Genomic DNA, 13046 nt, shown 5'->3' on the forward strand with positions numbered 1-13046 from the left:
GGAGAGGGTTAGGGTGAGGGACATCATTGGAGCACGACGCCACCTCTTGCCCTCAACCGAACGGTGTCAGTTGTAAATCATACTTCCAGATAGCTCATGATGCCTTCGGCAGCTTTACGCCCTTCGGCAATCGCAGTCACTACCAAGTCAGAACCACGAACCGCATCGCCACCGGCGAAGATTTTCGGGTTGCTGGTCTGGAAAGCGTTATCGACCGCTTCAGGTGCCAGGATGCGCCCCTGCTTGTCCAACTGTACGTCGTGCGCGGCCAGCCAGTCCATCTGATGTGGGCGGAAGCCAAAGGCCATCACCACCGCATCGGCGTCGATCACGTGCTCGGAACCTGGTACCTGCTCGGCAACCTGGCGGCCATTGGCATCCGGGGCACCCAGTTGAGTGCGCACCATCTTGACGCCAGCAACGCGCCCCGCGCCGTTAAGCTCAATGCTCAGCGGTTGCAGGTTGAACTGGAACTCTACCCCTTCCTCACGCGCGTTCTTCACTTCGCGTTTGGAACCCGGCATGTTCGCTTCATCCCGGCGATAGGCACAGATGACCTGAGTTGCACCCTGACGAACGGAGGTACGTACACAGTCCATTGCGGTGTCACCACCGCCCAGCACCACGACACGTTTGCCTTCCATACTGACATACGGCTCGTGCTGTTCCGGCTGGTAGCCCATCAACTGCTTGGTGTTGGCAATCAGGAACGGCAGCGCATCGTACACGCCTGGTGCCTCTTCGTTATCCAATCCACCACGCATCGACTGATAAGTGCCAACGCCAAGGAACACCGCATCGTATTCGCTCAGCAGCGCATCCATGGTGATGTCTTTACCGACTTCGGTATTGAGTTGGAACTCGATACCCATCTCGCTAAAGATGCCACGGCGCTTGATCATCACCTCTTTTTCCAGCTTAAAGGCTGGAATGCCGAAGGTCAGCAGGCCGCCGATCTCTGGATGACGATCGTAAACCACGGCCTTGACGCCGTTACGGGTCAACACGTCGGCACAGGCCAAACCTGCCGGGCCAGCACCAATCACGGCCACCCGTTTACCGGTAGGATGGACGTGTGACATATCCGGTTTCCAACCCATCTCGATGGCTTTATCGCTGATATAGCGCTCGATATTGCCGATGGTCACCGCACCAAACTCGTCGTTCAAGGTGCAGGAACCTTCGCACAGGCGATCTTGCGGACAAACGCGGCCACATACTTCCGGCAGGCTGTTGGTCTGGTGTGCCAGATCCGCCGCCTCCATGATGCGCCCTTCGTTCGCCAGCTTCAGCCAGTTCGGAATATAGTTGTGAACCGGGCATTTCCATTCGCAATAGGGGTTGCCGCATGACAGGCAACGGTCTGCCTGCGATTTCGCCTGGGTTTCCGAAAAGGGTTCATAGATCTCTACAAACTCGATTTTGCGGATCTTCAGCGGTTTCTTTGGCGGATCAACGCGCTGCAGGTCGATAAATTGATAAACGTTCTGACTCATTCAATGACCCCTTACTGCGCCTGAACCCGCAGCTCGGCTGCGGAACGACTACGGTGACCCAACAATGCTTTGACATCACTGGACTTCGGCTTGACCAGCGCAAACTTCGGCGCCCATAGCGGCCAGTTAGCCAAAATCTCTTCTGCCCGCGATGAACCGGTTAGCTGCACATGCTCGGTGATCAGACCGCGCAGGTGTTCTTCATGGATCGCCAGTTGATCGACCTCCAGCACTTCTACCAGTTCCGGGTTAACGCGTTTGCGGAACTCGCCATCTTCGTCCAGTACATAGGCGAAGCCGCCGGTCATACCCGCACCAAAGTTGATGCCGGTTTTGCCCAGGACGCATACGATACCACCGGTCATGTATTCACAACCGTTATCGCCAATGCCTTCAACGACGGTGATCGCCCCGGAGTTACGCACGGCGAAACGCTCACCAGCACGGCCTGCGGCGAACAGCTTGCCACCGGTTGCGCCGTACAGGCAGGTGTTGCCGATGATGCTGGCTTCATGGCTACGGAATGCAGAGCCTACCGGAGGACGCACGGCGATACGGCCACCGGCCATCCCTTTGCCCACATAGTCGTTGGCATCGCCGGTCAGGGTCAGCTCAACGCCACCGGCATTCCACACGCCGAAGCTCTGGCCTGCGGTACCGGAGAAATGCGCCTTGATCGGATCGGCTGCCATCCCTTGGTCGCCATGCAGTGTGGCAATCGCCCCGGACAGGGTCGCGCCAACGGAGCGGTCGGTGTTACGGATATCGAAGTAGAAGGTCTTGCTGTGCTTCGCTTCGATATGCGGCTGTGCCTGCGCCATCAGATCCTTGTTCAGCACGCCTTGATCGAACGGCGGGTTGCTGCTTTCGGTGCAATGCAAAGCTTTGCCCACGTGCGGCGTGGCGGTTTTCAGCAATGGCGACAGATCCAGCTTGTTCTGCTTGGCGGAGATCCCGTCCAGCTCGGTCAGGAACTCGGTGCGACCGATCAGATCGACCAATTGGCTGACGCCCAACGAAGCCATGATCTCGCGGGTTTCCCGAGCGATAAACTGGAAGTAGTTGGTCACGCGCTCTGGCAGGCCGTGATAGTGATCGCGGCGCAGTTTTTCATCTTGAGTTGCCACGCCGGTCGCGCAGTTGTTCAAGTGGCAGATACGCAGGTATTTACAACCCAGCGCCACCATTGGGCCAGTACCGAAGCCGAAGCTTTCAGCGCCCAAAATGGCTGCTTTGACAATATCGACGCCGGTTTTCAGGCCGCCATCCACCTGGAGGCGGATCTTGTGGCGCAGGCCGTTGGCAACCAGCGCTTGCTGAGTTTCCACCAGGCCCAGTTCCCACGGGCAGCCAGCATATTTAACCGAAGATAGCGGGCTGGCACCGGTGCCGCCGTCGTAACCGGCAATGGTGATCAGATCGGCATAGGCTTTCGCCACGCCGGTGGCAATGGTGCCAACACCCGGCTCGGAAACCAGCTTCACCGAAATCATCGCCTTCGGGTTCACCTGCTTCAGGTCGAAAATCAGCTGTGCCAAATCCTCAATCGAATAAATGTCGTGATGCGGCGGAGGCGAGATCAGGGTAACGCCTGGTACCGAATAACGCAGCTTGGCGATATATGGCGTCACCTTATCCCCTGGCAACTGGCCACCTTCACCCGGCTTGGCACCTTGCGCGACCTTAATCTGGATCACGTCGGCGTTGACCAGATAGGCTGGCGTCACGCCAAAGCGGCCAGAGGCCACCTGCTTGATACGAGAAACCTTGTTGGTGCCGTAGCGTGCGGGATCTTCACCACCTTCACCGGAGTTGGAGAAACCACCCAGGCTGTTCATGGCAATCGCCAGCGATTCATGAGCTTCCGGGCTGAGTGCCCCGATGGACATGGCGGCGGTATCGAAGCGTTTGAACAGTGATTCGGCCGGTTCAACCTGATCGACCGGGATTGGCGTGCCTTGCGGGGTGATCGCCAGCAAATCGCGCAGCGTGGCAATCGGGCGCTCGTTCACCAGCTTGGCATAAGCCTGGTAGTCGCTATATTCGCCGCTGTGCACCGCTTTTTGCAGTGAGTTCACCACGTCTGGGTTGTACGCATGGTACTCGCCGTTATGGACGAACTTCAGCAGGCCGCCCTGATCCAAAGGTTTGCGTTTCAGCCAGGCGCGTTTGGACAGGTTTTGCAGATCTTGCTGGAAGTCGCTGAAGCTGGCACCGCCGATACGGCTGACCACGCCCTGGAAGCACAGATTGGACAGGTCACGGTGCAGGCCAACGGCTTCAAACAGTTTGGAGCAACGGTAAGAGGCGATAGTCGAGATGCCCATTTTGGACATGATCTTGTACAGCCCTTTATTGATGCCGTTACGGTAGTTCAGCATCACGTCGCGGTATTTCTTGTCGATGGCCTGGCTGTCGACCAGCTTGGCCAGCGTTTCGTAGGCCAGATATGGGTAGACGGCGGTGGCACCAAAGCCCAGCAGCACGGCGAAATGGTGGGGATCGCGGGCGCTGGCGGTTTCAACGATGATGTTGGCATCGCAACGCAGGTTCTTGTCTACCAAACGGGTCTGGATTGCCCCAACCGCCATCGGTGCCGGTACCGGCAGACGTTGGTTGCTGATGGCTCGGTCAGACAGCACCAGCAGCACCGCGCCGTCACGGACTTTACGTTCCGCTTCATCGCACAGGGCATGGATGGTCTGTTCCAGATCCTGCACGGCGGGATCGAAGGTCAGATCGAGCGTGTCGGCGCGATAATATTCGCCTTCCAGCGTGGTGAGCTGTTTGAAATCGGAATACAACAGGATCGGCGATTTGAAGCTCAGGCGGTGGGCTTGGCCTTCGGCTTCGCAGAAGACGTTCATCTCGCGGCCGATGCTGGTGGCCAGCGACATCACGTGGGCTTCACGCAGCGGATCGATCGGCGGGTTGGTAACCTGCGCGAACTGCTGGCGGAAGTAGTCATAAATGATGCGTGGGCGGCTGGAAAGCACGGCGAACGGAGTGTCATCACCCATCGAACCGGTAGCTTCCTGGCCGATTTCGCCCAGTACGCGGATCACCTGATCCAGTTCTTCGCTGCTATAGCCGAACTGCTTCTGGTAAGTTTCCAGCGTCGCGTCATCCAGCTCGCGGCTGCCCACCTGATCTTCCGGCAGGTCTTCGAACGGCACCAGACGCTTAACGTTCTTCTCCATCCATTCTTTATACGGATGGCGGCTTTTCAGGTCGTCGTCGGTTTCGGCGGAGTGCAGGATCTTGCCGCTGCGGGTGTCGATCACCATCAGCTCGCCTGGCCCAACACGGCCTTTTTCGATCACTTCATCCGGCTGGTAATCCCAGATGCCGACTTCTGAGGCGCAGGTGATCAGCTTGTCTTTGGTGATGACGTAGCGCGCCGGACGCAGACCGTTACGATCCAGGTTACAGGCGGCGTAGCGGCCATCGGACATCACGATGCCTGCTGGGCCGTCCCACGGCTCCATGTGCATCGAGTTGAAGTCGAAGAAGGCGCGCAGGTCGGTATCCATATCCGGGTTGTTCTGCCAGGCCGGTGGCACCAGCAAACGCATCGCACGGATCAGATCCATCCCGCCTGCCAACAACAGCTCCAGCATATTGTCCAGCGAGCTGGAGTCTGAGCCGGTTTCGTTGACGAACGGCGCGGCGGATTGCAAATCCGGGATCAGCGGAGTCTGGAACTTGTAGGTACGTGCACGTGCCCACTGGCGGTTACCGGTGATGGTGTTGATCTCACCGTTGTGTGCCAGATAGCGGAACGGCTGTGCCAACGGCCAGCGCGGCACGGTATTGGTCGAGAAGCGCTGGTGGAACAGGCAGATGGCCGATTCCAGCCGCAGGTCTGCCAGATCCAGATAGAAACGTGGCAGGTCGGCAGGCATGCACAGACCTTTGTAGATGGTCACCAGGTTGGAGAAGCTGCACACATAGAAGCTGTCGTCCTGGACGCGCTTCTCGATACGGCGGCGTGCCACAAACAGGCGGCGCTCCATATCACGTGGACGCCAGCCCGCAGGGGCATTCACGAAAATCTGTTCAATACGCGGCAGAGAAGAGAGGGCAATTTCACCCAATACGTCCGGGTTGGTAGGAACTTCGCGCCAGCCGACGATCGACAGCGTTTCGTTCTGCAGCTCTTCTTCAACAATGCGGCGGCTGGTACGGGCTTCCTCTTCGTTCTGGCTGAGGAACATCATGCCAACGGCGTAGTTCTTGGCTAAACGCCAGCCGCGCTCTTGCGCTACCATGCGGAAAAAGCGATCGGGCTTTTGCAATAACAGGCCGCAACCGTCGCCAGTCTTGCCGTCAGCAAGAATTGCACCACGGTGTTGCATGCGGGCCAGTGCGTGAATAGCGGTCCTCACCACTTTGTGGCTAGGTTCGCCTTCTATATGGGCGATCAGGCCGAAACCACAGTTGTCCCTCTCATGGGATTTATCGTACAACATATCAGTGAACCTCCCCAGGCTCTGCGTGACTCTTACAACCAACTGCGAGGGGGCTTCCCAACTTCAGGCAGAAGTCCAATCAGCAAGGTTAATATCGCCAATCTGCTTTTCCGCCCTCCATCAATGGCCTCTCGTGACGGTTCTCACAAGTGGTAAATGACTTGTTTTAAGAGGGAGTCTTAAATTACTGCATAATTATGACGAGCAGTTTGCTCGTCCAGAAAGCTTCCAGCGGACATCCAACTTAGCGAGAAAGAATACGCAGGTCAAATATGGGCCTAACAGGGATTTTGATGGCTTTGAGGAGGTTTATGATGATGAAAAATAAGTTTTTTCAGACCTTTTAAGCGTGATGGATAGCTGAGGGAAGGGCCGTAAAAATGTGAGCTGTCTCACTATAGTGCAATGCCTGAATCTCTGCACCATGCTAGTGCTGACGGCAATGTCAGAGTTTTGTTCTGGTAAATATCTATTTGTTGTTGTTTATAACTATTTTTCATCGCTTTGTCATAAAGCGGTTAACGGTGCGCTGAAGATTAGAAATTTTCATCGAGATAAAAATGATTTTATTTGCACTAATAATGAATAATTATGCATGGGGCGGCCTTTGGGGAAAAGCGTTGATCCCTGTCATCGCGGGAAAAGCCGTTTCTTATTAGCATATACGGCCTTTGAACACAGAGAGACACCAAGATTATGCAGTTGCCGCAATTAGTCAATATGTTTGGTAGCGATCTTCAGCGCCGTTATGGGGAGAAGATCCACAAACTCACGCTGCACGGTGGGTTTAGCTGCCCAAACCGCGACGGCACGCTGGGGCGCGGCGGCTGCACTTTCTGCAACGTAGCTTCTTTTGCTGATGAGCAGATGCAGCAGCAAAGCATCGCGCAACAGCTGGCTATCCAGGCGCAGAAGGTTAACCGGGCCAAGCGCTATCTGGCCTATTTCCAGGCCTATACCAGCACCTATGCCGAAGTGGAACTGCTGGCCAACATGTACCAACAGGCGCTGACGCAGGCCGAGATGGTGGGCATCTGTGTTGGCACCCGGCCAGACTGCGTGCCGGAAGCGGCTCTCGATCTGCTGGCTGGTTACCGAGAACAGGGCTTTGAGGTGTGGCTGGAGCTGGGGCTGCAAACCGCGCACGATAAAACGCTCAAGCGCATCAACCGTGGCCACAACTTTTCCTGTTACCAGCAGACCAGCCGCCTGGCTCGTGAGCGCGGCCTGAAGGTGTGCAGCCACCTGATCGTTGGCCTGCCGGGGGAAACCCATCAACATCATCTAGACACGCTACAAGCGGTGGCAGACAGCGGCGTTGACGGCATTAAACTGCACCCGCTGCATATCGTCACCGGTAGCACCATGGCACGGGCCTGGCAGGCGGGGCGTTTGCCTGAGCTGTCGTTGGAGGATTACGCCTGCAGCGCCGGGGAAATGATCCGCCATACGCCTAAAGAAATTATCTACCACCGCATTTCGGCCAGCGCCCGACGGCCAACCCTGCTTGCCCCCTTATGGTGCGAAAATCGCTGGAACGGCATGCAGGCCGTTGGCGGCTATCTCCAACTGCATGGCGGCCAGGGGTCGGCTTTGGCGGCAGAGCAGCATTACCACCCTTAAAATCCCCCGTTTTCCACTGACGATTTGCAACTCTTCCCACAGTTCACAGTAAGGTTTCTTATCTCTGCGCCTTTTTACGGTATGATTTGAGAGATTATGTCTGTAGGGAATAGCTCATGAAGCAAATCCGGGTGTTAGCCCAGTACTACGTTGATTTGATGGTAAAACTGGGGCTGGTGCGCTTTTCACTGTTGCTCGCTTCAGCGCTGGTGATACTGGCGATGGTGGTGCAGATGGCGGTCACCATGCTGCTGCGTGGTGAAGTGGAAAGCATTGATGTGGTGCGCTCCATCTTCTTCGGTTTGCTGATCACCCCGTGGGCGGTTTACTTCCTTTCGGTGGTGGTAGAGCAACTGGAAGAGTCGCGTCAGCGCCTGGCCCGGCTGGTGGATAAGCTTGAGGAGATGCGTAATCGCGATCTCGCGCTGAACCAGCAGATGCAGGAGAACATCAGCCAGCTCAATCAGGAAATTGCCGACCGTATCAAGGCGGAGCAAGAGCGCCAGCAGGTCATGGATAAACTGACCGAAGAGATGGAGCAACGCGAACTAGCGCAGGTGGAACTGGGCCAACAGTCGGCGTTACTGCGCTCCTTCCTCGATGCCTCCCCCGATTTGGTTTACTACCGCAACGAAGAAAAAGAGTTCTCCGGCTGCAACCGGGCGATGGAACTGCTGACCGGCAAGAGCGAAAAACAGCTGATTGGCCTGACCCCCTTTGATGTCTACAGCCAAGACATTGCCGAAAAAGTCATCGAAACCGATGAGAAAGTGTTCCGCCACAACGTTTCCCTGACCTATGAACAATGGCTGGTGTACCCGGACGGGCGCAAAGCCTGTTTTGAGCTGCGCAAGGTGCCGTTTTACGACCGCGTGGGTAAACGTCACGGGCTGATGGGCTTTGGCCGCGATATAACCGAGCGTAAGCGCTACCAGGACGCGCTGGAGAACGCCAGCAGGGATAAGACCACCTTTATCTCAACGATCAGCCACGAGCTTCGTACGCCGCTTAATGGCATTGTCGGCCTGAGCCGCATTCTGCTCGATACCGAATTGAACGACGAACAACTGAAGTATTTGAAAACCATCCACGTCAGCGCCATCACGCTGGGCAATATTTTCAACGACATCATCGAGATGGATAAACTCGAACGGCGCAAGGTCCAGTTGGACAATCAGCCGGTCGACTTTACCGGCTTCCTGGCGGACCTGGAGAACCTCTCCGGGCTGCTGGTCCAGCCGAAAGGGCTACAGTTCGTGATGGAACCCGAGCTACCGCTGCCGCAGAAAATCATCACGGATGGGACGCGCCTGCGCCAGATCCTGTGGAACCTGATCGGCAACGCGGTGAAATTCACCCAGCAGGGCCAGATTGTGGTACGCGTCAGGCGCGAAGGGCAGGAGCAGATCGTGTTTGAGGTGGAAGACTCAGGCATGGGCATCCCGCAGGATGAGCAAGACAAGATTTTTGCCATGTATTATCAGGTCAAGGACCAGAACGGCGGCCGTCCGGCGACCGGTACCGGGATCGGTCTGGCGGTTTCCAAACGGCTGGCGCAGAGCATGGGTGGGGATATCACAGTCAACAGCGCGCAAGGGCATGGTTCTTGCTTCACTTTAACCATCAAGGCTCCGGCGGTGGAGGAAGTGGTTGACGAAGTGCAGAAGGTGGAAGAAATGCCGTTGCCAGCGCTGCATATCCTGCTGGTGGAAGATATCGAACTGAACGTGATTGTCGCCCGTTCGGTGCTGGAGAAGCTGGGCAACAGCGTTGCGGTGGCGATGAACGGCCGTGATGCGCTAGACATGTTCGACCCGGACGAATTCGATCTGGCCCTGTTGGACATCCAACTGCCGGATATGAGCGGGCTGGACATCGCCCGTGAGCTGCGCGAGCGTTATGCTGGCCGCTCACTGCCGCCGTTGATTGCGCTGACGGCTAATGTGCTGAAAGACAAGAAAGAGTATCTTGAAGCGGGCATGGACGATGTGCTGAGCAAGCCGTTGTCGGTACCGGCCTTGACCAAGATGATTAAACATTACTGGGATCACCAACCTCAACATACCACAAAGAAAACGGAGCAAAAGTCGATGCAGATTAATGAATCGTTGTTGGATACCGCAATGCTGGAGCAGTACATGGATCTGTTGGGGCCGCAGTTGATCCATCAGAGCCTGGCGATGTTTGAACAGGTGATGCCGGGCTATCTGGCGGTGCTGGATTCCAACATGACGGCGAAGGACCAGAAAGGGATCACCGAAGAAGGGCACAAAATCAAGGGGGCTGCTGGCTCTGTCGGGTTAAAACATCTGCAACAGCTGGCTCAGCAGATCCAGACGCCAACGTTACCGGCCTGGCAAGACAACGTACAAGAGTGGGTCGATGAGTTGAAACAAGAGTGGCGTAATGATGTGGCGGTACTGCGTGCCTGGGTTGAGAACGCTGAAAAAAAATGACCCCAGCCGAGGCCGGGGTGCGCGAATATTGCGCCAACACCAGGGAAAACATTAACCTGCGTATTGGTTTTTAGCGTTCTGGTAGAGCAGGTGTTACTAAATTCGTATACATCATACCGTGAATAACATACCAAATGTAAGCGCTCTTGTTAGAAGAATCATTAAAATATGTGATGTAGTTAGTATTTGTCGCCTCTGGGCCTGCCTTTGCTGGCGGTCCTGGCTGGGAGAGTAACGATGAAACAGGTAGCTGTAGTGCTGAGTGGTTGTGGTGTTTATGACGGGGCAGAAATCCATGAGGCGGTGCTTACCTTACTGGCCTTGGATCGTGCCGGTGCACAGGTGATATGCTTCGCGCCGGATAAGCAGCAAGTTCATGTTATTAATCATTTAACTGGCGAAGAAATGCTAGAAAGCCGCAACGTTTTACTGGAGTCGGCACGCATCGCTCGTGGCCATATTCAGCCTCTTTCGCAGGCCGATGCCGGGCAACTGGATGCCCTGATTGTACCCGGCGGGTTTGGTGCAGCGAAGAATCTGAGCAGCTTTGCCACGCAAGGGGCTGAATGTTCAATAGATCCAGACCTGTCTAAGCTTATTCGAGAAATGCATAAGAAAAATAAACCAATGGGTTTTATGTGCATTGCGCCCGTCCTGTTGCCAAAAGTGATCGGTCAGCCGTTGCGATTGACCATTGGTAACGATCCCGATCTGGGGGAAGTGATTGATGCCATGGGCGGTGAGCCGGTTATCTGCCCGGTGGATGACATCGTGGTCGATATTGAAAACAAGGTCGTCACGACCCCGGCCTACATGTTGGCCCAGTCGATCGGCGAGGCGGCGCGTGGCATTGATAAGCTGGTCTCACGGGTGCTGGATTTGGTGGAATGATAAGGTTTTCACGTAAATCGTGGGTGGTTCGCCTGTGGGGATGGTTGAAACGTGGCGTTATCGCGGTGGTTGGCTTGTGGCTGATTGGCATCATCCTGTTCGCTTTTCTGCCGGTGCCGTTTTCTGCCGTGATGGTGGAGCGGCAGCTCGGTGCCTGGCTGAGCGGTGATTTTGGTTACGTGGCGCATTCCGACTGGGTGGCGATGGATGATATTGCTCCCTCGATGGTCCTGGCGGTGATGGCGGCAGAAGATCAGAAATTTCCCGATCACTGGGGATTCGATATTGCGGCTATTGAAAAGGCGCTTAGCCATAATGAAAAGCGGCCAACGCGCATTCGCGGCGCTTCTACGCTTTCCCAGCAAACGGCCAAAAACCTGTTTTTGTGGGATGGACGCAGTTGGCTGCGTAAAGGATTTGAGGCCGGGCTGACGGCGGGCATTGAGCTGGTGTGGACCAAACGGCGGATTTTGACGGTGTACCTGAATATCGTCGAATTTGGTGACGGTATCTTCGGCGTAGAAGCGGCTGCCCAGCATTTTTTCCACAAGCCGGCAAGCCGCCTGACGGCGTCAGAAGCGGCCCTGCTGGCGGCGGTGCTGCCTAATCCGCATCGTTATAAGGCCGGCGCCCCTTCGGGATACGTGGTTCAACGCCAGCAGTGGATTATGCGCCAGATGCGCCAGTTAGGTGGGGACGGTTTTCTTAAGGCGAATGGGTTGGATTGATGCCCTCACCCCAACCCTCTCCCACAGGGCGAGGGAGCTGGTTCAGCGTCGTGGGCTGTAGGGGCGCCGCATGCTGCGCCCGTGTAACGCAGAACAATCAATGAACTCGATCGGTCCCCTCTCCCGTGGGAGAGGGTTAGGGCACCAGACAGCGCCGATCCCACCCATGCTGCACGAAATTATTTAACGTAGGTAAACGCCGTCGTTACGTGCTTCACGCCGCTGACCTGGCTGGCGATCTGCGCCGCAGATTGGCCTTCCTGCTGAGTCACCAGACCTAACAAGAACACTTCGCCATTTTCGGTTGTCACCTTCACGTTGGAAGATTTGACCGTATCGCTGGTCAGGATCTGTGAACGTACCTTGGTGGTGATCCAGGTATCGGAAGAAGCCGTACCCAGGCTAACCGGCGTGCCTTGGCGGATCTCGTTATACACCTCAACGGCCCCATCCACGCCAAGCGCGATCTGTTTCGCACGGCTGGCGAGTTCGGTGCTAGGTGCCTGGCCGGTCAGCAGCACTTTGCCCTGATAGGCCGTTGCCACGACACGCGCTTCTTTCTTCAGTTGCTGATCTTTGCCAATGGCATTTTCAACCCGGGCTTCCAGGGTGCCGTCATCGACCTGTGTTCCTACGGTGCGTGGATCGGTCGCCGTCTTGGTGGCAACAGCGGCGCTGCCAACGACAACGCCCGCGACGCAGCCTTGTAACAGTAGGGCGCTGAACAGCACTGCAAATGTGGCTCTTAGCTTCATCTCAGTTCCTTTAATCATCCTGGTGGGGGAACAATGTGTTATCAATCAGGTCGCATAGGCAATTGACGGTAAGCATATGCATCTCCTGAATGCGTGCACTGCGGTGAGAGGGAATACGTATCTCCACATCCTGCTGGCCGAGTAAACCCGCCAGCTCTCCGCCATCGTAGCCGGTAAGCGCAACAATGGTCATATCACGCGTTACCGCAGCTTCAACCGCTTTCACAATATCACGGCTATTGCCGCGGGTGGAAATCGCCAGCAGCACGTCACCGGCATGGCCGAGCGCCCGCACCTGTTTGGCATACATTTCATCATGCAGGCGATCGTTGCCGATGGCGGTCAGCACCACGTTATCGGCGTTGAGCGCGATCGCGGGCAGGCTGGGGCGTTCGGTTTCAAAGCGGTTGATCATACAGGCGGCAAAATGCTGGGCGTTGGCCGCCGAGGTGCCGTTGCCGCAGCACAGGATCTTGTTGCCGTTCAATAACGATTGAACCAGGGTCATCGCGGCACGGGATATCGCGTCAGGTAAGGCTTCCGCCGCCGCAATCTGGGTTTGGATACTCTCGGTAAAACAGACTTTGATTCTATCCAGCACGTTGTTTTAATCCACTAGGTCAAA

8 protein-coding genes are annotated in these 13046 nt (G+C 56.1%); 4 read left to right on the forward strand and 4 right to left on the reverse strand.

Annotated features, from left to right (window positions below; all coding sequences use genetic code 11):
- Positions 1 to 77 precede the first annotated feature (77 nt).
- The gene (locus tag U869_RS0111720) at positions 78 to 1496 is read right to left on the reverse strand and encodes a glutamate synthase small subunit (protein ID WP_025120040.1); all 1419 of its coding nucleotides are present in this window, start codon (positions 1494 to 1496) and stop codon (positions 78 to 80) included.
- 11 nt (positions 1497 to 1507) lie between these two features.
- The gene (gltB, locus tag U869_RS0111725) at positions 1508 to 5968 is read right to left on the reverse strand and encodes a glutamate synthase large subunit (protein ID WP_025120039.1); all 4461 of its coding nucleotides are present in this window, start codon (positions 5966 to 5968) and stop codon (positions 1508 to 1510) included.
- Between the two features lie 696 nt (positions 5969 to 6664).
- Between gltB and U869_RS0111730 the strand changes: the two genes are divergently transcribed.
- The 4 genes from U869_RS0111730 to mtgA all read left to right on the forward strand — a co-directional run bounded on the left by U869_RS0111730 (position 6665) and on the right by mtgA (position 11666).
- Complete coding sequence (locus tag U869_RS0111730; RefSeq protein ID WP_025120038.1) at positions 6665 to 7591, forward strand: TIGR01212 family radical SAM protein; 927 nt, start codon at positions 6665 to 6667, stop codon at positions 7589 to 7591.
- A 116-nt stretch (positions 7592 to 7707) separates the two neighbouring features.
- On the forward strand, positions 7708 to 10047 hold the full coding sequence (gene arcB, locus U869_RS0111735) for an aerobic respiration two-component sensor histidine kinase ArcB (RefSeq protein WP_025120037.1): 2340 nt from the start codon (positions 7708 to 7710) through the stop codon (positions 10045 to 10047).
- Positions 10048 to 10284: 237 nt separating this feature from the next.
- Complete coding sequence (gene elbB / locus U869_RS0111740) at positions 10285 to 10938, forward strand: isoprenoid biosynthesis glyoxalase ElbB (protein ID WP_025120036.1); 654 nt, start codon at positions 10285 to 10287, stop codon at positions 10936 to 10938.
- Complete coding sequence (mtgA, locus tag U869_RS0111745) at positions 10935 to 11666, forward strand: monofunctional biosynthetic peptidoglycan transglycosylase (protein ID WP_025120035.1); 732 nt, start codon at positions 10935 to 10937, stop codon at positions 11664 to 11666. Before elbB ends, mtgA begins: the two co-directional genes overlap by 4 nt.
- Before the next feature lie 179 nt (positions 11667 to 11845).
- Here mtgA and dolP read toward each other — a convergent pair whose 3' ends face one another.
- Both dolP and diaA read right to left on the reverse strand, forming a co-directional pair.
- Positions 11846 to 12421 carry a division/outer membrane stress-associated lipid-binding lipoprotein gene (dolP, locus tag U869_RS0111750; RefSeq protein WP_025120034.1) on the reverse strand — a complete coding sequence of 192 codons (576 nt, stop codon included), beginning with the start codon at positions 12419 to 12421 and terminating at the stop codon, positions 11846 to 11848.
- Positions 12422 to 12431: 10 nt separating this feature from the next.
- Complete coding sequence (diaA, locus tag U869_RS0111755) at positions 12432 to 13022, reverse strand: DnaA initiator-associating protein DiaA (RefSeq protein WP_025120033.1); 591 nt, start codon at positions 13020 to 13022, stop codon at positions 12432 to 12434.
- Positions 13023 to 13046 lie beyond the last annotated feature (24 nt).

It is taken from the genome of Serratia sp. H1w, from assembly GCF_000633355.1.
Taxonomy (GTDB): Bacteria; Pseudomonadota; Gammaproteobacteria; order Enterobacterales; family Enterobacteriaceae; genus Chania.

Bases quoted from the DNA above. Each gene is read 5' to 3' on its own strand.
- U869_RS0111720 (WP_025120040.1), bottom strand. From the start codon at position 1,496: ATGAGTCAGAACGTTTATCAATTTATCGACCTGCAGCGCGTTGATCCG.
- gltB (WP_025120039.1), bottom strand. From the start codon at position 5,968: ATGTTGTACGATAAATCCCATGAGAGGGACAACTGTGGTTTCGGCCTG.
- U869_RS0111730 (WP_025120038.1), top strand. From the start codon at position 6,665: ATGCAGTTGCCGCAATTAGTCAATATGTTTGGTAGCGATCTTCAGCGC.
- arcB (WP_025120037.1), top strand. From the start codon at position 7,708: ATGAAGCAAATCCGGGTGTTAGCCCAGTACTACGTTGATTTGATGGTA.
- elbB (WP_025120036.1), top strand. From the start codon at position 10,285: ATGAAACAGGTAGCTGTAGTGCTGAGTGGTTGTGGTGTTTATGACGGG.
- mtgA (WP_025120035.1), top strand. From the start codon at position 10,935: ATGATAAGGTTTTCACGTAAATCGTGGGTGGTTCGCCTGTGGGGATGG.
- dolP (WP_025120034.1), bottom strand. From the start codon at position 12,421: ATGAAGCTAAGAGCCACATTTGCAGTGCTGTTCAGCGCCCTACTGTTA.